Raw genomic sequence first — 20,013 nt, forward strand, 5'->3', positions numbered from 1 at the left:
TCTCCTCGGTCACCCGCGCGGCGCAGGGGCGTCCCGGCCCGGCCCGCCACGCAGAACTAGAACGCGTACCAGTTCTGTGTGCAGTCTGCTGACAGCCTGTCCGCAACCGCAAGGGGGGTGCATGCAATTGGGGTGACCGTGCCCCTTGCGACTTGTAGAACCCGTTACTACCTTCACGGCAGCCGGCTTTTTCTGATGGGCCGTCAGATAGGCGCCGCAAGACATACGTATCCAGGTTCGTACACGGTGGGAGTGAGCCGCCATGCCCTGTCCCGCACTGCCCGACGGGTTCGACCTCACCGACCCCGATCTGCTCCATCACCGGGTGCCGCTCCCGGAGTTCGCCGAGCTGCGCCGGGCGGAACCGGTCCGCTGGATCGAACAGCCGCACGGCATAGCCGGCTTCGCGGACGACGGCTACTGGGCCGTCACCCGGCACGCGGACGTCAAGTTCGTCTCCACGCACCCCGAGCTCTTCTCGTCCTGGCTCAACACGGCGATCATCCGCTTCACCGAGCACATCCCGCGGGACGCGATCGACGCCCAGCGGCTGATCCTGCTGAACATGGACCCGCCCGAGCACACCCGCGTCCGCCAGATCATCCAGCGCGGCTTCACGCCCCGCTCCATCCGCGCCCTGGAGGACCGGCTGCGCGCCCGCGCGCTGGCGATCACCGACGCGGCCCGCGCCCACTTGGGCCCCTTCGACTTCGTCACCGAGGTCGCCTGCGAGCTCCCCCTCCAGGCGATCGCCGAACTGATCGGCATCCCCCAGGACGACCGGGCCAAGATCTTCGACTGGTCCAACAAGATGATCTCGTACGACGACCCGGAGTACGCGATCACCGAGGAGGTGGGCGCCGAGTCGGCCACCGAGCTGATCGCCTACGCGATGAACATGGCCGCCGACCGCAAGCAGTGCCCGGCCAAGGACATCGTCTCCACGCTGGTGGCGGCCGAAAACGAGGGCAACCTGAACTCCGACGAGTTCGGTTTCTTCGTGCTGATGCTCGCGGTGGCCGGCAACGAGACCACCCGCAACGCCATCACCCACGGCATGCACGCCTTCCTCACCCACCCCGAGGCCTGGGACCTCTACAAGCGCGAGCGCCCCTCGACCGCCGCCGAGGAGATCGTCCGCTGGGCCACCCCGGTCAACTCCTTCCAGCGCACCGCCACCCAGGACACCGAGCTGGGCGGCAAGCTGATCCGCAAGGGCGACCGGGTCGGTGTCTTCTACGCCTCGGCCAACCACGACCCCGAGGTCTTCGCCGACCCCGACACCTTCGACATCACCCGCGACCCCAACCCCCACCTCGGCTTCGGCGGCGGCGGCCCGCACTACTGCCTGGGCAAGTCCCTCGCCGTCCTCGAAATCGACCTGATCTTCAACGCGATAGCCGACGCGATGCCGACCCTGCGCCTGGTCAGCGACCCGGACCGGCTGCGCTCGGCGTGGATCAACGGGGTCAAGCACCTCCAGGTCACCACGGCCTGACCCCTCGACCCGGGCCGACGGCTCCCGGCGCCGCCGGCCCGCCCCGAGGGAGGCAGGAGCACCCCCTCCCTACGCCCCGTTCCTGCCTCCCCCGAGACGCCGGTGCCGCACGCTCCCGTCACTCCCGCCCGGACGCCACCACCGCCAGCACCCCGGCGACCACCGCCGCGACGAGCAGCGGGATCCCCAGGTTCTCGTGGAGGACCAGCCAGGCGCCCAGGACCGCGCCGGCGATCAGTGCGAGAACGGCGGCCACCCGGCGCGGGGAGCGCGGCCTGGTGGCATCGCCGAGGTGGGACTCGGAGACCAGGCCGGTCAGGGTCGTCGTCAGGACCGTGGTCGCGGTCAGGTCGGGGATCCCCAGCTTGCGGACGTTCGCGTTGCGCACACCCATCGCGAAGGCGGTCAGCGCGATCAGGGTGTACGTCGTCGCCGTCCCGCCGGGCCGGGCGAAGGCCACCACGGCGGACGCGGCCACCAGGACCGCCTCCGTGGCCAGGGTCACCCGCATCCACCGCCGGCGGGAGCCGCCGCCGAACCGGGCCGCGACCCGGCCGCCCACCGCCGCGCCCAGCAGGAAGGCGGCCAGCGAGGCCGCCGAGTGGGGGACGGAGAAGCCGGGGGCCCCGGCGGCCGCGAAGCCCAGGACCACCACGTTGCCGGTCATGTTCGCGGTGAAGACATGCCCCAGGCCGAGATAGCTGACGGCGTCGATCATGCCGCTCAGCAAGGTCAGGGCCAGCAGTACGAACACCAGCCGCACGCCGCGGGTCTCGGGATCGGGGGTCGGTGTCGCCGTGGGCATCGCTCCTCCGGTGGGGACGCGCCGGACCGGGCGGCTCGCCGGCTCCGGGGTTCGGTGGCCCCGGGGTTCGCCGGCTCCGGAGTTCGGTGGCCCCGGGGATCGGCGGCTCTGGGACATCAGTCCACCACGTCCGGACAAGCGTCGGCACCCTCGCCCGGGAGGAGGGGGGCGAGGGTGCCGAGGTGCAGGGGGGAGCGGGTCGGCCGGCTCAGTACCAGCCGTTGGCCTGCCAGAAGCTCCACGCGGCCGTCGGGCTGCCGTAGCGGGAGTTCATGTAGTCCAGACCCCACTTGATCTGGGTGGCCGGGTTGGACTTCCAGTCGGACCCGGCGGACGCCATCTTCGAGCCCGGCAGGGCCTGGACCAGGCCGTAGGCGCCGGAGGAGCTGTTGGTGGCGCTGGGGTTCCAGCCGCTCTCATGCGAGACGATCTTGCTGAACGCGTTGAACTGCGCGGCGTCCGGGATCATCTTGTGCGCGATCGCCTGAGCGGAGGAGGCCGAGCCGGTGGCGGCCTGGGCGGGCGCCGCGCTCAGCGCCATACCGGCGGTGGCGGCGGCCACGGCGGCGGCGGTGAGGACCTTCTTCGGGGAGGCGATGCGGCGGATGATGGACACGGACACGGAGAACCTCGTTCGTCGGGGACAGGGGGTCGCCGTGCTCCGGAACCCCCCGTAGGCGGTGGCCGTGTGCGTCGGCTCCGTGGCCCGCTGGGGGCCGGTGGTGCCTGGCGACGTCGTCCAGACAAGCAGGCCGGAAAGACGTCCGCAATCACCCCTTTTACTAGTTGTGGTCGCATAGGCGGTGATGGCCCGTTGTGTGGCGTGGCTCTCAATGTGCAGGTCAGGGGCCCTGTCGAATCGGACATTTGGGAAAAGTCTGACTACTACCCGGTGCCGTAGGTGACGTGCGTCATGTGGGGTGCTTCACCGGTCGCGTCACCGGATGCGTACGACGCCTCACGCCCCGGGGCCGTCGAATGTGACCGCGGTCTCGAAAGCGGCCCTCCTGGTCGCCCGGCGCAGCGCCCGCAGCAGAGCCGGCCCGAGAACGAGGGTGAGGACGACCGTGCACAGGGCCCGGCCCAGGTTCCAGCCCATGGCGGTGGCCAGGCTGTAGGCGAGGAACCGGGCCAGATTGGCGGCGGGTCCGGCGTGCGGGTCGAAGGCGATGTTCGAGGCGGTGCCGGCCAGCAGCGGCCAGCCGGCCAGGTCCACGACCATGCCGTAGCCGAACGCGGCCAGGAAGCCGTAGCCCGCCAGCAGTGCCAGCTCACCGCGCCCGCGCAGCCGCCCGGCTCCCGGCAGCAGCCCGGCGCCCATCGTGAACCAGCCCATCGCCAGCATCTGGAACGGCAGCCAGGGCCCCACCCCGCCGGTGAGCAGCGCCGACGCGAACATGGTGAGCGAGCCGAGGGTGAACCCGAAGCCCGGCCCCAGCACCCGCCCGCTCAGCACCATCAGGAAGAACATCGGCTCGATCCCGGCGGTGCCCGCACCGATCGGCCGCAGCGCCGCACCGGTGGCGGCCAGCACCCCGAGCATGGCGACCGCCTTCGGACCGAGCCCCGACTCGGAGATCGTCGCCCCGAGCACGGCGACCAGCAGGAGCAGCAGGCCCGCGAAGAGCCAGGGCGCGTCCTGGGCGTGCGAGGTGAGCCGGGAGGACGGCGGGGCGAGGAAGGGCCAGCCGACCGCGACCACGCCGACGGCACTGACGAGGAGGAGGGCGGCCAGCGAGCGGGGGCCGAGCCGCACCGGGCCGGTCATGCCAGTGCCTCCCGCACCTGGGCCACGGTCAGCCACCGCTGCGGCGCGAGGACCTTCGTGACCTGCGGGGCGAAGGACGGCGAGGACACGACGATGTCGTCCGTCGGCCCGTCCGCGATCACCTCGCCCTCCGCGAGCAGCACGACCCGGTGCGCGACCTCGGCGGCCAGCTCCACGTCGTGCGTGGCCAGCACGATCGCGTGCCCGTCGGCGGCGAGCCCGCGCAGCACGCCGACCAGCCGGGCCTTCGCCGCGTAGTCCAGGCCCCGGGTCGGCTCGTCCAGCAGGAGCAGCGGCGGCCGGGCGGTCAGCACCACGGCCAGCGCCAGCGCCAGCCGCTGCCCCTCGGAGAGATCGCGGGGATGGGTGCCGTCGGCGACCCCGGGGAGCAGCCCGGACACCAGCTCACGGCAGGTCCCCGGCGCCGCTCCGGCATCCCGGTCGGCGGCCGCGCACTCGGCGCCGACCGTGTCGGCGTACAGCAGGTCACGAGGTTCCTGGGGGACCAGACCGACCAGGCGCAGGAGGTCACGCGGGCGGGTGCGATGCGGCACCGCGCCGCCGACCCGGACCGTCCCGGAGCCCGGTTCCACCAGCCCGACCAGGATGCCCAGCAGCGTGGACTTCCCGGCGCCGTTACGGCCCATGAGGGCGACGGTCTCGCCGGACGCGACGGTGAGATCGACACCGCACAGCGCGTCCACCCGGTCCCGGCGGACGGCGAGGGAGCGGACCTCGGCGAGGGGAGGGGCGGGGGCCGCTGGGCCGGCCGGGGCGGCGGACCGCTGGGTTCCGGGCCGCCAGGCGCGGGGACCGCCGGGGGCGGCGGGCCACCGTCGACGCGGTGCCCACCCGGTGCGGGGAGCCGTGGCGGGTGCGGCGCCGGGCTCCTGGGCTTCGGCCCGCCCCGAGCGGGGAGCGGTGGCGGTGGGAGCGGGAGCCGCGGGGGCGGCGGGCATCCGATGGGCCGGCGTCCGCCCGGAGAGCAGCTCCCGCAGCCCGCCCGCCCGGCGCCGGGCGTCCCGCACGGTCATCGGCAGCGGCGACCACCCGGCCAGCCGCCCCAGCTCCACCACCGGCGGACACACCGGCGACACGGCCATCACCTCGGCGGGAGTGCCGCACACCGGCGCGGCCCCCGGCTCCGGGAGCAGCACGACCCGGTCGGCGTACTGCACCACCCGCTCCAGCCGGTGCTCGGCCAGGAACACCGTGGTCCCCAGGTCGTGCACCAGCCGCTGGAGCACGGCCAGCACCTCCTCGGCGGCGGCCGGGTCGAGCGCGGAGGTCGGCTCGTCGAGGACCAGGACCTCCGGATGCGGGGTGAGCACCGACCCGATCGCGACCCGCTGCCGCTGCCCGCCCGAGAGCGTGCCGATCGCCCGGTCCCGCAGCCCGTCGAGCCCCAGCAGATCGAGGGTCTCCTCCACCCGCCGCCGCATCACGGCCGGGGCGATCCCCAAACACTCCATCCCGTAGGCGAGTTCGTCCTCCACCGTGCCGGTCACGAAGTGTGCGAGCGGATCCTGGCCCACCGTGCCGACGACATCGGCGAGTTCACGCGGCTTGTGCGTCCGGGTGTCCCGCCCCGCGACGGTGACCCGGCCGCGCAACGTACCGCCGGTGAAGTGCGGCACCAGCCCGCTGACGGAGTTCAGGATCGTCGACTTGCCGGTACCGGACGGGCCCACCAGCAGGACGAGTTCACCTTCCGGCACCTCGAAGTCGACGCCCCGGACGGCCGGCCGGGCCGCACCCTCGTACGTCACGGAGACGTCCTCGAAACGGATCACGACGGCTCCTTCGGCACGACGAGGGCGGGCAGCAGCCCGAGCAGCACGGCAGCCGCGGGCCACAGCGGAAGCGTGGGGGCGACCAGCGGTACCACCCCGGGATGCAGGGCGTCCGGATCCCGCACCGCGGCGAGCGCCAGCAGCCCGGCGACGGCGGCGCCCGACCCGGACACCAGCCAGGCCCGCGCGTCCCACGCGTCCGGCCGGTAGCGGGTGCGCAGCGAACGGCGGCCACCGAGCCGCAGCCCCGCCAGCGCGGCGACCACCCCGGCCGGCAGCAGGGGCAGCGCGTAACCGCCGCCCTCGGCGGTGAGCAGCCCGTACGTTCCCGCGCACACCCCGAGCAGCCCGCCGAGGGTCAGCGCGCCCGTCGTACGACGGACCCGGTCCGGTACGTCGGCGCTGCGGCCGTAACCGCGCGCGTCCATCGCGGCGGCGAGGGCGACCGAGCGCTCCAACGCGCCCTCCAGGACCGGCAGCCCGACCTGGAGCAGACCCCGGACGCCGGAGTCGGGGCGGCCGCGCAGCCGGCGGGCGGCACGCAGCCGCTGCACGTCGGCGATCAGGTTCGGCGCGAAGGTCAGGGCGACGACCACGGCCACGCCCAGCTCGTACAGGGCGCCGGGCAGCGACTTCAGGAGACGGGCCGGATCGGCGAGCGCGTTCGCGGCGCCGACGCAGATCAGCAGGGTGGCGATCCGGAGGCCGTCGTAGAGGGCGAAGGCCAGTGCCTCGGCGGTGACCCGGCCACCGAGCCGGATGCCCTGCGCCCAGTGGGGGAGCGGCACCTCGGGGAGGGTGACGAGGGTGTGCGAGCCGGGGATGGGGGAGCCGAGGAGGACGGTGAAGGCGAGGCGGACGAGCAGGACGGCCAGGGCGAGCCTGGCGAAGGCGGAGTAGGAACGGGACCCCTGCGTCCGGCTCCGGCAGGCGGCCACGACGTAGCCGGTGACCGCGACGAGAAGGGCGAGGAGGAGGGGGTTGGCGGTCCGCGAGGCGGCGACCCCGAGGCAGAGCGCCCAGAGCCACCAGGCACCGGGGTGTACGGGGGAGCGGCGCCGGCGCCGGGGGCCGGGGAGTTCCGCCGGCCCGCGCGTGCGGGGTGCCTCCCCCACTCCCGGCTTCGATCGAGCGGGAGGATCCCCGTCGCCCACCCTCCCCCGCTCTCGGCTCCGTTCGAGCGGGGTGCCACCCGCCGTCCCGGCGGCACGACCGCCCGCGGCTGTGCGAGTCACGGCTGGGCAGCGCCCCTTCAGGGGCGCGGGGCTGTATCGATCTGCGGCTCCGCCACGGGGCGGGACCAGCCCCCACACGCCCGCACTGTGAGGATCACCCATTCTTCCGCCGCCGCGCCTGCCAGAACGCTCCCGCGGCCACCACCACGACCACCCCCACCCCGGCCGGCAACCCCACCGACGGCCCACCGCCCGACGTACCCCCCGCCGCCACCTTCTCCCCGCACCCCTTCTCCGGATAGCCCCCGATCGCACACAACAACGCGTTCGCGTCGTACCGCAACGGCTTCGCCACCGCGGCCAGTGCCTCCGCCGCCGTCGCGTCGTCCGGCACCACCGCGCACGCGGTCCGCCGCACCGGCGGCCGCTGCGCGGACGGCGCGTCCGCCGTCGTACCGAAGTCGATGACCAGCCCCACCCGCTTCTTTCCCCGGACGGCGGCCGTGTCGGCGCAGATCGTCCCGAAGTCCGCCGTCCCGCGTGGCTGCGACGCGTCCCCCGAGTCCTCGCTCACCGCGAACCGGAACCCCTCGACCGCGCCGTCGTCCGGCTGCGCCGTGGCGGGGCCCTGCGTGGCGTACGTCCACCGCGAGCCGTCCCGCTCCCAGAAGGACCAGTAGCGGTAACCGGCCGCCTCCGCCGGCGCGGCCGTCGCCAGCAAGGCCAGCGCGGCCACGAACAGCAGCACCGCACGGCGGACGCCGGTCACGGCTGTCGCTGCTTCCGGCGCCCGCTGAACAGGAAGCCGATGCCGATGCCGGCGACGAGCCCGGTACCGACGATCCACCAGACGCTGGTGCCCGACGACTTCTTCTCCTGCTTCTCCTCGGTGTGCTCGGCCGCGGCCTCGGGGGCCGGGCCCGTTGCGTTGAGCGCCGTCACCAGGTTCGTACCGCCGAAGTCACGCGGATCGGCGCCCATCGCGTGCGCCGCGAAGATCAGCTCGGCGTAGGCCGCGGGTCCGCTCTGCTTCGCCCACGGCACGGCGTGGGCCTCCAGCCAGGCGTACGGCTTGCGCGCCGGCTTGGTCCAGCCCTGCGCGGCCATGGCCACGACCGCGTCGGCGGTGTTGCCGTAGTCCGGCTGGGGCTTGGCGCCGGCGAGCGTGGAGACCAGGTGCCCCTGATCGTGCGTGGCGTCCGCCAGATACGCGGCGCCGTTGCGGGCCACGTCCGCCGGTGTCAGCGCCTTGTCGGAGTTGGCGCAGACATACCCCTCCGCCGGGGCCTTCCCGGCCGGCGCCGCGAACCCCTTGCCGAGGACACCGAGCACCCCGGCGGCCGTCGCGTCCGCGTTGGCCGCCAGCTTCCCCTTCTTGTCCGGCTGGTAGGCGAGGCCGCCGCCGCCCGCCTCGTCGCAGGGGATGGACCACTTGGCGAGGAGGCCGTCCGCCGCCACGGCCGGGCTCTCGCCGGCCGCGGCGAGCGCGCCGATCACCACGCCGGTGGAGTTGGTGTCGCTGGGCGAGCCGGGGGTGTAACCCCAGCCGCCGTCCTTGTTCCGCTGCGCCTTCAGCCAGGTCACCGCCTTGCCGACGGCGTCGTCGTGCCCGCCGACCGCCGTCAGCGCCTGTACGGCGGCGGCCGTGCTGTTCGTGTCGACCGTCACCTTGGCGTCGCAGGCCGCGGTCGGCTCGGCACGGAACATCGCGTACGAGCCGTTCGCGCACTGCTGCCCGGCCAGCCAGTCCACCGCCTTCACGGCCGGGGTCACGCCCACCGTGTGCTGGGCGAGCAGGGCGAGCGACTGGCGCCAGACGCCGTCGTACTTGGGGTCCGTGCTGCCGAACAGCCCCGACGGGAGCACCGTCGAAGCGGACGGGGACGGGTCGTCGGCGGCCGTCGCGGTCATGGCGGGCGTGGCGGCGCCGATGACGGCGGTGGCGGCCAGCACCGCGGCGCTGCGGCGGAGGACGGTCATGATCGGCGGGTGCCTCTCCCTGCGGGGGAGCCGGGCGGCACGGGGCACCCCCGGCGGCTCGGCTCCGTGAAACTCGACGGTGCCGTGCGCCGGCGGGTGCCGACGCACATGAGCCGATCAACGTCCCGCGCGGGGCGGTCCGGTTCACCGTCGGTGCGACGGCTCACGGACAGGGGTGTCCCCGGTTCGGGCGAAGCCGAGAACCAGGGAAGGGACAGCGCCGGGTTTGCACCGGCTTTCCCCCGTACGGGTGATGACGACCCGGCTACTTTACCGGCCGCCGAAGCGAAGCTGAGGGGCGGCTGTGGGTCGCGGCCGACCTGGTGATGGAGCGGCCGTCCGGGCGGACCGCCGACCGGGCGCGAAGGCCGCCGACCGGCTGCGAAGGCCGTTGACCGGCCGCGAAGGCCGCCCGAAGGCTGCCGACCGGACACGGCGACCGCCGACCGGCCGCGAAGGCCGCCCGAAGGCTGCCGACCGGACACGGCGACCGCCGACCGGCCGCGAAGGCCGCTCGAAGGCCGTCGACCGGACAGGGCGACCGCCGACCCGCCACGACGGCGCCGCGGCCGGCTGGCGGCCGCACGGCGCGGCGCGTGCGGTGAAGCGTTCAGGCCGCTGTCACGATCGGGGCGATGCCCGCGGACAGGTGGCGGCCCATCCGGCGCAGGGCGTCGTCGCAGCCGGCGGGATCCTCGCCGACGGCCACCCAGAGCGCCAGCCGGTCGTCGGCGGTCGCGTGCGGCCCGGCGGTGACCTGCCGGCCGGCGTCCTGGGTGAGGATCATGCGGTCGGCGCCGGGCTCCTGGGCCGCGTCGGGGGAGAGGACCAGGTGGTCGAGGCGGCCGGTGGCGGCCGGGTACGCGAACCGGATCGCGGCCGCCCGCTGCCGGGTGGGCGTGGTGTCCGGCACCTCGCCGGTGGCCAGCGCGGCGGCGGCCTGCGCGAGGTCCACGCCGGTGGCCCGTCTGACGAGGAGCGGGATCAGGTCGCCCGGCAGGCACGGGGTGACGTCGGTGACCCGGGGGCCACGGTCGGTGAGCCGCATCCCGATGTGCAGCACACCCCGGGTGAGGCCGAGGGCGTGTACGGCGCGGTCGACGGCCAGGCGCAGGAAACGGTTGTGCAGCAGGCCGTCGTGGGCGTGCACGGTGTGCCGGAGCGGCTGCCGGGCGGGCGCCGGGCCCAGGGTCGTACGGGTGATGGCGACGATGCGGATCTCTCCGTCCAGGACGACGGTCTCGGCACTGACCCTGGGCGTGCCCGGGTCGTCGACGGGGGCCGTGCCGGCGACGAGCGAGGCCCGCAGCGCGGCCGGGTCGGCGCAGGCGGCGACCGCGGCGAGGGAGGGGCCGGGGAGCCCCAGCTGCCCGGCGATCCTGGCGGCGGCGACCGTGTACTCGGCCGAGTGGGCCAGCACCCCGCGGACCCGGTGCCGGGCCGCGAACCGCACCACCGCCGACGCCGTCGCCCCGTCCTTGCCGGGGTCCGCCGCCAGCTGACCGGCCAGGCAGGGGCGGGCCCAGGCGGGCGGCGCGGCGTCCACCAGCACCACGGGGCGGGCCGCGGCGACGCGCGTCAGCACGAACTCGTCGTACGCGCGCCGACGGCCGGCGCCGAGGAGCAGGACGGGCTGCGACATCGGTGCGCCTCACCTTCCGGGAGGAGGCGGGCGGCTGGTCGCCCCGGATGCCGCTCCCCCATAGGCGGCACCCGGGACGGGTCGGTTCGACCCTGGCCAAGTGACGTGATCCTTTCCCGATCCTTGCCTGGCGAACCGTCATATGTCAACGATTGCTGCCAAATTCCGCAGTGGCCCTTGTCATGTCTGGTGAGCGGGAGGGGGAATTCGATAACCTCGCGTCTGTTCGGCCGATCGATCACTCGGGGGGCCGAACGGTCAACGACGTTTTTCCAGGGGGACCTTGGTGAGTGACGCCCATGCCCCGCTGACCGGCGTACTGGCACGGCTCGGGGAACTGACCGGACGGCCGGGGCGGCTGTCCGAGGTACTGGACGTGGCCGACCTGTCGTACCGCACCGGGATCCCCGTCGGGACCGTCGCCGAACTGCTCGCCGACGGGGCCGCGCCCGAGGCGGGGCTCGCCGAACGGGTGCGGCAGCGGCTGGACTTCATCCGCGAGAACCGGCGCCGGCCCGACGGCAAGCGGTACTCGCTGGGCGAGCTCGCGGCGATCGCCGGCACCAGCAGGCAGTGGCTGAGCGAGTGGCGCAAGAGCGGCATGCCGGGCCTCGAACACACCGACCGGCTGCGGCGGTTCTTCGGACTGCCGCCCGGTTTCTTCACCGCCGACGAACCCGAGGCGCTCTACGAGGCGCTCCAGCCGGTACTGCAGGGGCTGGAGGCACAGGCCGACCCGCTGTCCCGGCTGCGCGAGAGCGGCCTGGTCCGGCTGGCCGCCCGCGCACCGCAGATGAACGCGCGCCAACTCGCCACCCTCGCCGACCTGGCGGAGATGCTCATCACGTCCGAGAGCGCCGCCGCCAACTAGGCCTTGAGCGGGGCCGTGTCACGACCAGTGCCGTCTCCCTGGGGACCTGCGAAAAGGCACGGCCGATTGCGACGTCGGTAGCGCGAGGAGCTGCGCTCCGGTATCGAGGTGACGGCGGTGGTGAACGCGGGCGCGAAGCCGCCGTCGCGCGGAACACCGGAATCGACGTGCTGCCGAAGGGCTCAAGCACGAGTACCCGCATATGGCCTGGCGGGCCGGGCCATCGCCGCTGACAGGGCTTCAGTACTCTTCAGCGCATCGCGGGAGGGGACGCTGGTGGACCGTTTGCGCATTGCGTTCGGGCTTGTCGTCGTGATCACGGGCACTGCGTGGTTGCTCGATGGCGGTTCGGCTCACGGTGGCCGGAAGGACATTGAGCAGGCTGAAGCGTGAGCCGCCGAGGGCTTTGGTACTTGCGGAGACCAGTCCCTTGAGCATGTTCAGGACTTCCTCGAGGTGCCGAACTTCACCAGGAGTTGCAGCTCGCACTGTGGACACGGCTGCCCGGGATTCACAGCTGCCGCCGCGATGGCGAAGTTGGGGAAGTGGAGGGATGCGACGCAACCGATACAGATGAAGACATCGAGGTTCGTCTCACCCATGAGCGTCCCGAGTTGTCCGACCTCCTCTGCTTGTCGGTACACCGCGGAGTCCATCGGCCGGGCGCAGCACATCTGTGTCGCGTTCGACGAGACCGTGCGGACGCGGTCCGTGCCCGCGTCACACAGGGGGTCGGAGCACACGAAGACCCACGCTCCGTTCTGCAGTTGGCCTGCCGAGCCAAAGACTGACTCCGATTGCACGAGGAGCAGTCGCTGCAGTGCCAGCAGCCGTACCCACAATCCCGGAAACCAGTACCCGCTCAGCACACGTGCCACAGCGCCCTCCCCGAAAGCGGTGCCCTGAGTATGGCGTCCGGCCCGCTGCGCGGACCAGATATCCGTCAACTGGTGCCGGGGCAGCTGTACATCGCTGCCAGGCCGAGTCGGCATGCCTCCTTTGGGCGCCGGTGAGCGCGTGGTGTCGAGACCGCCGCGATCGCCGAGGGGCGTCGTTCAGCCCCCGAAGGGCAGGACAAGGGAGCGGGCGGCCAGCAGCCATCGCCCGCTGACGCGGCGGAACGTGTCCTCGTAGTGTCCGACCTGGGCAGGCGGCCCGGCCGGAACCATGCCCCCCTCGTAGCCGTCGACGCGATACGTCTGGAAGTACGACGTCGCGGTTGCCGTCTTTGGACCGCTCACCGTGACCAGGATGTTGGACATGACCCGGCGGGAGAGCCGATCCGCCGGCCGGGACCCGAAGTAGGCGGCCAGCGCATCCCGACCTTCCACCCGCCGTCCGTCTCCCGGCGGCGGCCATTCCCACCGCCCGTCCTCCGTGAACAACTCGGCGACTGAGGACGGCTCGCCGAGATCGAGCCGACGGACGAAGTCGATGACGAGACGCTCACAGGCACGTTCGGCGAGGAGCCGCTCCAAGGAGTCCACGGGAGTTGTCACCGCACCGCCACGTACGTGACCGGCTCGCTCCCCGCCACCGGCTCCACGAGCCCCAGTTTCACCAGGCGCCGCAGATGGGCCTCCGCCTCCGAGACGGCGATGTTCCGCGATCCGTAGGGGATCTGGTCCCAGGGTCGGTTCCACTCCATGCGTACGGCCAACTCCCATAGGGTCAGAGGTTGTTGGAGAAGTATACGGAGGGCCGTGAGGCGTTCCTCGTGGTGGTTCAGGAGTTCCCGTACCCGTGCCGGCGCGTCGGGGAAGGTGTACTGGTGGGCCGGGAGGACCTCGGCGGGGGCGAGGCGGGCGATGCGTTCCAGGGAGTCGAGGTAGTCGCCGAGGGGGTCGGTGACCGTGGTGTCGTCGGGGTCCTCGTACAGGCCGATGTGCGGCGTGATCTCCGGGAGCAGATGGTCACCGGAGAACAGGCGGCCATGTCCCGGCAGTTGGGCTGGATGCTCCTCCTCCAGATGCAGACAGACATGGCCCGGCGTGTGCCCCGGCGTCCAGACGCCCCGCAGCCGGCGTCCAGGCAGGTCGAGGAGTTCGCCGGGAAGGATCTCGCGATCGGGAAGGGCAGGGGACAGGCCCGGCGGAGAGTTGCGCCTACGGGGGCCGCCCCGCAGCGGCGCCACGTGTTCCTCGGGCGCACCGGCGGCCGTCAGCTTCGCCGCCATGTAGGTGAACCACCGCTCGGGCCGGGTCTCCCGGGCCCGCCGCACGATGGCCGCGTCGGCGGCGTGCATGGCGATCCAGGCACCCGAGGCCTCCCGCACCCGCCCCGACAGCCCGTGATGGTCGGGGTGATGGTGCGTGATGACGACCCCGTGCACCTCACCGACCCCTGTACCGCACACCTCCAGGCCCGCCACCAGCACGTCCCACGATCCGGGATCGTCCCACCCGGTGTCGACGAGGACCGGCCCGCGGTCGGTTTCCACGACGTACACCAGCGTGTGGCCCAGGGGATTGTCCGGAATGGGTACGGCGACGGACCGCACACCGCCACCGTGGTCCCGCACGCCCGCCGCCGACCGCGCCGCCGCCGTCTCGTCCGGCCGGCCCTGTTCGTCCTGACTGCCTGTCATCCCGTCGCCCTCCGCCCCCGCACCGCCCACGGCCATCGCTCACCGCAAGTAGAACTGATCGGGCGTCAGATAGTCCATGACGGAGCTCACTTGCCGCTGTTCCGCGATCCGGCTCGCGAGCCCCACCGGGTCAGCTGTTCGGAGGAGGAGAGAGGTAGGGGAAGTAGTCCAGGAGCGGCCCAGGTTCGAGGCCCGAGGAGAAGTCCTGGTTCACGATCATCTTGATGATGTCGGACGCGATGTCCTCGCTCACGCCCTTGCCGTTGCGCATGTCGCACCAGGGGTCCCAGTGGGCGACGGTGCCGGGTGTGAACGTGATGACGTTGGGGAGCAGCAGGTCCGCCGCCCACGCACCGTAAGCCCGTGCGGTGGGGAAGGCGTGGGGAGCCTTGCCGTACGTTCCGCCGGCCTCGGTGCTGGCGCTGGACGCGGCGATCGTGCTTCGCACTTTGGTGCACTACGGCGCCTTGCATGGAGACGTCGCTGGCTTGAGGGCGGCCCTGGCGGATGGGGCGGATCCAGGCCTTGCGGACAAGACGGGGATGACGCCGCTGCATTTTGCCGCGCAGTCCCAGGCTGCGCCGGCCGCAGAGATCCTCCTGGCGGCGGTTGCGCCCGTGGACGTCGGCGACAGCAACGGCAACACCGCTTTGTTCTACGCGGTGTTCAACTACCGAGGTGACCGGCAACGCTCCAGGTACTGCTGGAAGCCGGAGCCGATCCCGAGCAGCAGAACGCGAAGGGCGTGAGCCCGCGCGGTCTTGCCGATCTGATCGGCAATTACGACGTGGCCGTTCACGTGCCCGGCGCCGGGCAGAACCGGTAGGCGCTGGTCAGATCTCCTGCCTCTCATGCGGCTGCTGGACGTGGTTCGTAGAAGGTGCCGTCGCGGAGCATGGCGAAGAGGACGTCGGCTCGTCGTCGGGCGAGACAGAGGAGGGCTTGAGTGTGGTGCTTGCCCTGGCTGATCTTCTTGTCGTAGTAGCCCCGGGAGACCGGGTCGGCGAGGGTCGCGAACGCGGACAGGAAGAAGGCCCGTTTGAGCTGCTTGTTTCCCCGTCGGGATGGTTGCTCACCGCGGATCGAGGAGCCCGAACTGCGGGTCGCCGGGGCGAGCCCGGCATAGGCGGCGAGGTGGGCGGCGGACGGGAACAAACTGCCGTCGCCGACGTCGATGAGGATCCTGGCTCCGGTCCTGACGCCGATCCCCGGCATGACGTTAGGACCTTGGAAAGAGGGTGGCTTTCCAGCTGTTCCTCGATCCTGGTGGCGAGGAGTTTGCGCTGGTCGAGGACAGCGGTCAGCGAGGTAGCCAGGCTGGGGACGATCAGTGCGGCCGCGTCTGTGCCCGGGACGACGACGGTCTGTTCGTCCAGTGCGGCGAAGATGTCCTCGACCAGCCGCTCGGCCATCCGCGGTGCCTTCGGTCGTATCACCGTGATCAGCCGTCGGCGTCCGGCCTTGCGGATCTGGGCTGGGGACCCGAACCGTTCCAGGAGTATCAGGACGGCCGGGCGCCCCATTGCGGGGCCACCAAAACGGTAATGGGGGGCGATGGCGGCCCACGGACTGCCCACGCGGCGTGACGGCACTCCCCGCCAGCGGGAAAACCGCTGGTGGGAACCTAGTTGGTCCCTGCCCTGGCTTAGTTCAACTAGAACTGGTATCAGTTCTGAAACATCGTCAGGAAGGGTGGCGGGGCGTCATGACCGAGTTCCTGGAACACGGACAGCTGTTCATCGGCGGGGAGTTGACCGACCCTCTGGGCAAGGACGTCATCGAGGTGGTCTCGCCGCACACCGAGGAGGTCTTCGGGCGGGTGCCGCATGCCTCGCGGGAGGATGTGGACCGGGCGGTCGGGGTCGCGCGGCGGGCCTTCGACGAGGGGCCCTGGCCGCGGATGAGCCTTGCGGAGCGGGTCGAGGTCGTCACCCGGATCAAGGACGCGATCGCCGTACGGCACGAGGAGATCGCGCGGGTGATCTCCTCCGAGAACGGTTCGCCGTACTCGTGGAGCGTGCTCGCGCAGGCGCTCGGCGCGATGATGGTGTGGGACTCGGCGATCAAGGTGGCACGCGACTTCACGTACGAGGAGACGCGCGACGGGGTCCTGGGGAGGATCCTGGTGCGGCGGGAGCCGGTCGGGGTCGTGGCGGCCGTCGTGCCCTGGAACGTGCCGCAGTTCGTGGCCGCCGCCAAGCTCGCCCCCGCGCTGCTCACCGGCTGCACGGTGGTGCTCAAGCCGTCCCCGGAGTCGCCGCTGGACGCCTACATACTCGGTGAGATCACCAAGGAGGCCGGGCTGCCGGACGGCGTCCTGTCCATCCTCCCGGCGGACCGCGAGGTGAGTGAGTACCTGGTCGCGCACCCGGGCGTCGACAAGGTCTCCTTCACTGGCTCGGTCGCGGCCGGCAAGCGGGTGATGGAGGTCGCCGCACGGAACCTCACCCGCGTGACGCTGGAGCTGGGCGGCAAGTCGGCCGCGGTCGTGCTGCCGGACGCCGACGTGGCGGCCTCCGTCGCCGGGATCGTCCCCGCGGCCTGGATGAACAACGGCCAGGCGTGCGTCGCGCAGACCCGCATCCTCGTCCCGCGCTCCCGCTACGACGAGTTCGCCGACGCCCTCGCGGCCGCGGCGAGCGCCCTGAAGGTCGGCGACCCGCTGGACCCGGCCACCCAGGTGGGCCCCCTCGTCGCCCGCCGCCAGCAGCGACGGAATCTGGACTACATCCGGATCGGCCAGGAGGAAGGCGCGAAGATCCTCACGGGCGGCGGCCGTCCGGCGGGCCTGGAGAAGGGCTGGTACGTCGAGCCCACCCTCTTCGGCGACGTCGACAACTCCATGCGGATCGCCCGCGAGGAGATCTTCGGTCCGGTGATCTGCCTCCTCCCCTACGGCGACGAGTCCGAGGCCCTGAAGATCGCGAACGACTCGGAGTACGGGCTGAGCGGCAGCGTGTGGACGGCGGACGTGGAGCACGGCATCGAGGTCGCGCGTCAGGTCCGTACCGGCACCTACTCCGTCAACACCTTCAGCCTGGACATGCTCGGGCCGTTCGGCGGCTACAAGAACTCCGGTCTGGGGCGGGAGTTCGGGCCCGAGGGCTACAGCGAGTTCCTGGAACACAAGATGATCCACCTCCCGGCCGGCTGGGAGGGGTGAGAGGCCGCCATGGGTGACCGCTGGCACGTCGAGGTCGACCGTTCGATCTGTATCGGCTCGGCCCAGTGCGTCAACCGCGCCACCGGGGCCTTCCGCCTCGACTCCGCCATGCAGTCCCACCCGGTGGACCCGGAGACGGACGCCAACGGCAGGATCCTCGACGCGGCCGAGAACTGCCCGGTGGAGGCGATCACGATCACCCTGCTGGGCAGCGGGGAACCCGTCTTCCCGCCCGAGGATTGACATGCTCCTCGCCCTGAAGGGCGAGGATTCTGGTCTTCTCGATCGTTGCTGTGCCGCTACGCGGCACGGGCTTGGGCCGGGAATCCGTGGCTTCCTGTTTCTTCGCGCTGTGCCGGGATTGCTCCTGGTCTTACCGGCGCTCCGCAGGCCGATACCACCAGTCCGGCGGCCTGTTTGACGTTGATTGCGGCGTCGTGGTCCCGGTCGTGGACGGTGCCGCAGGCGGTGCAGGTCCATTCCCGGATGTTCAGGGGTTTGGGCCCGTCCTTGACGCCGCAGGTCGAGCAGGTCTGGGAGGTCGGCTCGAACCGGCCGATCCTGACCAGGGTGCGGCCGTACCGGGCCGCTTTGTATTCCAGCATGCGGACGAACGTCGCACCTGTGCCACCAGAGAGAACACACGAACGAATCATCACCCTGATTCCCCCATCTCCCGCCACCACCACGTCCGGCTCCGCCGGAAGATGCCGCGACGCTCCGCGCCGCGACCATCAGATTCGCTTCACCCCCGGCCTGAAGGCCGGAGCACTGCGAATGAATCCCGGTAGCTTCCGCCTGAGGGCTGGTTCCGGCCCGAGGAACTGGCTTCCGCCCGAGGACTAGCGGGGCTGAAGGGCGGCGAACAGCGCCCTGCCGCGCGTGCCGTCCGGCTGCTGCCAGGCTCCGGTGACATGCCCGGCCGCGTCGGCGGGCGGCAGCGAGCCGGGGGTCAGTACGCGCCGCAGCCGCAGGACCAGGCCGTCGTCCGCAACGGCGAACTCGGTGCTCTCGTCGGTGTCGACGGGGGCGCCGATGCCGGGGAGCGGGCCCGCGCCGGTGTATCCGCGGGCGACCTCCCGGTCCGGGGTGTCGGTGATGCTCTGTGCCTGCGCCGCGGCACGCCCCTCGATCAGGGCGCCCAACTCGGCCGTCAGCACGGGGTCGTGGCAGCCGTCGTAGGTCCAGCGCGTACCGAGCACACCGTGCTCCATGGTGCCGACGAGCGCGTGCTCGGCGCCGTCGAGCGGGGCGGCGCGATAGGTGAGCGGTACGAGATACACGTCCGTGCCCTCGGCGACGACCATGAATTCGATCCCCACCTCGCCCTCCGGGTCGTCGAGCCGGAACCCGCCGGCCTTCACCAACTCCGGTGCGGCGGGGCCGTGGTACCAGGGGCGGCTGGGGAGCCAGCCGGCGAGGAGTTCGACCTTGGTCGGCTTGAGGGGGGTGTGGTGGATGAGTGCCATGGAGGAGATTCTCCGATCAGGCGCGGGGGTCCCGCCAGAGTCTTTTCACCCCCGGCGGCCGATCCGGTGGCCCGGCGCCGGCCCGCCGATGGCCCGGGGCCGGCCCGCCGGTGGCCCGGGGCCGGCCTGCCGACGATCCACGCGGGGGCCCAGCGGGTGTCCCTGGCGGCCCCGGAGGCAGCGGTCCGGCTGCTGCTGGAGCGCTGGGCGGGGGAGACCGCGATCGGGCGGAGCCGGAGCGGGCTGGAGACGGTGGGCCGGCGCCAGAGGCACGGGTCGGCGCCAGAGGCGTGGGCCGACGTCCCGGAAGCGTTCGCGTACGCGCGATATCAGGAAAAGTAGAAAAAATCCACCATTGGGGTGTTCCATTCCTCTCTGCGCGTTCTATGCTGGTATCAGCCTACGAGGCGAGTGAGGGAGTCCGACCGGAGTAGCCGACTCAGGCGTGACGCAGATGCATACGCATCCGCCGGTGCCGACGTCGACGGTCGGGCTGAGAGGTCGAAAGGCAGCGGTTGGGCCGGACGGCGACCCCCAACACCTGATCCGGACCATGCCGGCGAAGGGAACCCGTCTCGTAGGTCTTCGCATGCCCTCCCGTCCCGGTGCCGTGTGCCCTACGGCTTCCCGCCCGGCTCCGTCAGGTCGATCAGCCGGCACACCGTCTCGATGTCGATCTTCACCTGGGCGATGGAGGCGCGGCCCGAGAGCCAGGTGATCAGGGCCGAGTGCCAGGTGTGCTCGATGACGCGGACGGCGGAGAGCTGGGCGGGGGTCGGGTCGGTCAGGCCCATCGCGTCCAGGATGATCGCCGTCGTCTGCCGGGAGACCTGGTCCACCTCGGGGGAGACGCTGCGGTCGGCGAAGGTCAGGGCCCGGACCATCGCGTCGGCCAGGTGCGGCTCGCGCTGAAGTGCCCGGAAGGCCCGCATCAGGGTCTCGGCGACCCGCTCGGACGCCGTCTCGCCCGCCGGAGGCTTCTTGCGCAGCGTGCCGTGCATGTGCTCCAGCTGGTCCTGCATCGTCGCGACCAGCAGATGGACCTTGGACGGGAAGTACCGGTAGAGCGTGCCCAGCGCCACCTGCGAGGACTCGGCCACCTCACGCATCTGCACCGCGTCGAAACCGCCCCGGCTGGCCAGCTGGGCGCTCGCGTGCAGGATCCGGCGGCGCCGGGCCTCCTGCCGCTCGGTGAGCGGCGGGGTGGCCGATCTGGCGCCGATGTCCACCTTGGCTTCCGCAGGCATGGGTCCCGTCCGTGA

General features: G+C 72.2%; 19 protein-coding genes, 2 pseudogenes and 1 riboswitch. Of the genes and pseudogenes, 5 read left to right on the plus strand and 16 right to left on the minus strand.

Going from position 1 to position 20,013, the window contains the following annotated elements; translation table 11 throughout:
- The first annotated feature begins 262 nt into the window (after nucleotides 1–262).
- Nucleotides 263–1,498 carry a cytochrome P450 gene (locus AB0D59_RS35120; protein ID WP_362574409.1) on the plus strand — a complete coding sequence of 412 codons (1,236 nt, stop codon included), beginning with the start codon at nucleotides 263–265 and terminating at the stop codon, nucleotides 1,496–1,498.
- Between the two features lie 118 nt (nucleotides 1,499–1,616).
- Here AB0D59_RS35120 and AB0D59_RS35125 read toward each other — a convergent pair whose 3' ends face one another.
- From AB0D59_RS35125 to AB0D59_RS35160, 8 genes are all read right to left on the minus strand, one after another.
- Nucleotides 1,617–2,303, minus strand: a complete 687-nt coding sequence (locus AB0D59_RS35125; protein WP_362574411.1) for a YoaK family protein — start codon at nucleotides 2,301–2,303, stop codon at nucleotides 1,617–1,619.
- A gap of 208 nt (nucleotides 2,304–2,511) precedes the next feature.
- Nucleotides 2,512–2,925 carry a transglycosylase SLT domain-containing protein gene (locus tag AB0D59_RS35130; protein ID WP_362574413.1) on the minus strand — a complete coding sequence of 138 codons (414 nt, stop codon included), beginning with the start codon at nucleotides 2,923–2,925 and terminating at the stop codon, nucleotides 2,512–2,514.
- 336 nt (nucleotides 2,926–3,261) lie between these two features.
- Nucleotides 3,262–4,071 carry an ECF transporter S component gene (locus tag AB0D59_RS35135; RefSeq protein ID WP_362574415.1) on the minus strand — a complete coding sequence of 270 codons (810 nt, stop codon included), beginning with the start codon at nucleotides 4,069–4,071 and terminating at the stop codon, nucleotides 3,262–3,264.
- Complete coding sequence (locus tag AB0D59_RS35140) at nucleotides 4,068–5,864, minus strand: ATP-binding cassette domain-containing protein (protein WP_362574417.1); 1,797 nt, start codon at nucleotides 5,862–5,864, stop codon at nucleotides 4,068–4,070. Before AB0D59_RS35140 ends, AB0D59_RS35135 begins: the two co-directional genes overlap by 4 nt.
- Nucleotides 5,861–6,979 (minus strand): CbiQ family ECF transporter T component, encoded by a 1,119-nt coding sequence (locus tag AB0D59_RS35145; RefSeq protein ID WP_362574418.1) that lies wholly within the window; start codon nucleotides 6,977–6,979, stop codon nucleotides 5,861–5,863. Before AB0D59_RS35145 ends, AB0D59_RS35140 begins: the two co-directional genes overlap by 4 nt.
- Nucleotides 6,980–7,193: 214 nt before the next feature.
- Complete coding sequence (locus AB0D59_RS35150) at nucleotides 7,194–7,808, minus strand: SCO2322 family protein (RefSeq protein ID WP_362574420.1); 615 nt, start codon at nucleotides 7,806–7,808, stop codon at nucleotides 7,194–7,196.
- Complete coding sequence (locus tag AB0D59_RS35155) at nucleotides 7,805–9,019, minus strand: prenyltransferase/squalene oxidase repeat-containing protein (RefSeq protein WP_362574422.1); 1,215 nt, start codon at nucleotides 9,017–9,019, stop codon at nucleotides 7,805–7,807. Before AB0D59_RS35155 ends, AB0D59_RS35150 begins: the two co-directional genes overlap by 4 nt.
- Before the next feature lie 610 nt (nucleotides 9,020–9,629).
- Nucleotides 9,630–10,661: a hypothetical protein gene (locus AB0D59_RS35160; RefSeq protein WP_362574424.1), complete on the minus strand. Its 1,032-nt coding sequence runs from the start codon at nucleotides 10,659–10,661 to the stop codon at nucleotides 9,630–9,632.
- A gap of 286 nt (nucleotides 10,662–10,947) precedes the next feature.
- On the opposite strand from AB0D59_RS35160, the gene AB0D59_RS35165 reads away from it, so the two are divergent.
- Entirely contained in the window at nucleotides 10,948–11,532 is a 585-nt protein-coding gene (locus AB0D59_RS35165; RefSeq protein WP_362574426.1) for an XRE family transcriptional regulator, read from the plus strand.
- Between the two features lie 240 nt (nucleotides 11,533–11,772).
- On the opposite strand, the gene AB0D59_RS35170 is transcribed toward AB0D59_RS35165, so the two are convergent.
- The 4 genes from AB0D59_RS35170 to AB0D59_RS35185 all read right to left on the minus strand — a co-directional run bounded on the left by AB0D59_RS35170 (nucleotide 11,773) and on the right by AB0D59_RS35185 (nucleotide 14,567).
- Nucleotides 11,773–11,970, minus strand: coding sequence for a hypothetical protein (locus AB0D59_RS35170; protein ID WP_362574428.1), 198 nt, complete (start codon nucleotides 11,968–11,970; stop codon nucleotides 11,773–11,775).
- Between the two features lie 617 nt (nucleotides 11,971–12,587).
- Nucleotides 12,588–13,019, minus strand: a complete 432-nt coding sequence (locus AB0D59_RS35175; protein WP_362574613.1) for a nuclear transport factor 2 family protein — start codon at nucleotides 13,017–13,019, stop codon at nucleotides 12,588–12,590.
- An 8-nt stretch (nucleotides 13,020–13,027) separates the two neighbouring features.
- Nucleotides 13,028–14,119, minus strand: a complete 1,092-nt coding sequence (locus AB0D59_RS35180) for an MBL fold metallo-hydrolase (protein ID WP_362574430.1) — start codon at nucleotides 14,117–14,119, stop codon at nucleotides 13,028–13,030.
- Nucleotides 14,120–14,249: 130 nt separating this feature from the next.
- The gene (locus tag AB0D59_RS35185; RefSeq protein ID WP_362574432.1) at nucleotides 14,250–14,567 is read right to left on the minus strand and encodes a hypothetical protein; all 318 of its coding nucleotides are present in this window, start codon (nucleotides 14,565–14,567) and stop codon (nucleotides 14,250–14,252) included.
- Between the two features lie 4 nt (nucleotides 14,568–14,571).
- Between AB0D59_RS35185 and AB0D59_RS35190 the strand changes: the two genes are divergently transcribed.
- Entirely contained in the window at nucleotides 14,572–14,868 is a 297-nt protein-coding gene (locus AB0D59_RS35190; protein WP_362574615.1) for an ankyrin repeat domain-containing protein, read from the plus strand.
- Between the two features lie 100 nt (nucleotides 14,869–14,968).
- Here the strand turns inward: AB0D59_RS35190 and AB0D59_RS35195 are convergent.
- Nucleotides 14,969–15,651 (minus strand): annotated as a pseudogene (locus AB0D59_RS35195) (transposase); the annotation flags it as partial.
- A 173-nt stretch (nucleotides 15,652–15,824) separates the two neighbouring features.
- Here AB0D59_RS35195 and AB0D59_RS35200 point away from each other — a divergent pair.
- Nucleotides 15,825–17,282: an aldehyde dehydrogenase gene (locus AB0D59_RS35200; protein ID WP_362574434.1), complete on the plus strand. Its 1,458-nt coding sequence runs from the start codon at nucleotides 15,825–15,827 to the stop codon at nucleotides 17,280–17,282.
- 9 nt (nucleotides 17,283–17,291) lie between these two features.
- Complete coding sequence (locus AB0D59_RS35205; protein WP_362574436.1) at nucleotides 17,292–17,525, plus strand: ferredoxin; 234 nt, start codon at nucleotides 17,292–17,294, stop codon at nucleotides 17,523–17,525.
- A gap of 56 nt (nucleotides 17,526–17,581) precedes the next feature.
- Here the strand turns inward: AB0D59_RS35205 and AB0D59_RS35210 are convergent.
- From AB0D59_RS35210 to AB0D59_RS35220, 3 genes and pseudogenes are all read right to left on the minus strand, one after another.
- Nucleotides 17,582–17,902 (minus strand): annotated as a pseudogene (locus AB0D59_RS35210) (zinc ribbon domain-containing protein); the annotation flags it as partial.
- A 222-nt stretch (nucleotides 17,903–18,124) separates the two neighbouring features.
- A complete protein-coding gene (locus AB0D59_RS35215; protein ID WP_362574438.1) occupies nucleotides 18,125–18,751 on the minus strand; it encodes a 1,4-alpha-glucan branching protein in 627 nt (208 codons plus the stop codon).
- Between the two features lie 403 nt (nucleotides 18,752–19,154).
- A riboswitch (TPP riboswitch) is annotated at nucleotides 19,155–19,336 on the plus strand.
- Between the two features lie 32 nt (nucleotides 19,337–19,368).
- Nucleotides 19,369–19,998 (minus strand): TetR family transcriptional regulator, encoded by a 630-nt coding sequence (locus AB0D59_RS35220; protein WP_362574440.1) that lies wholly within the window; start codon nucleotides 19,996–19,998, stop codon nucleotides 19,369–19,371.
- Nucleotides 19,999–20,013 lie beyond the last annotated feature (15 nt).

This window comes from Streptomyces sp. NPDC048417 (genome assembly GCF_040651615.1).
Classification (GTDB): Bacteria; Actinomycetota; Actinomycetes; order Streptomycetales; family Streptomycetaceae; genus Streptomyces.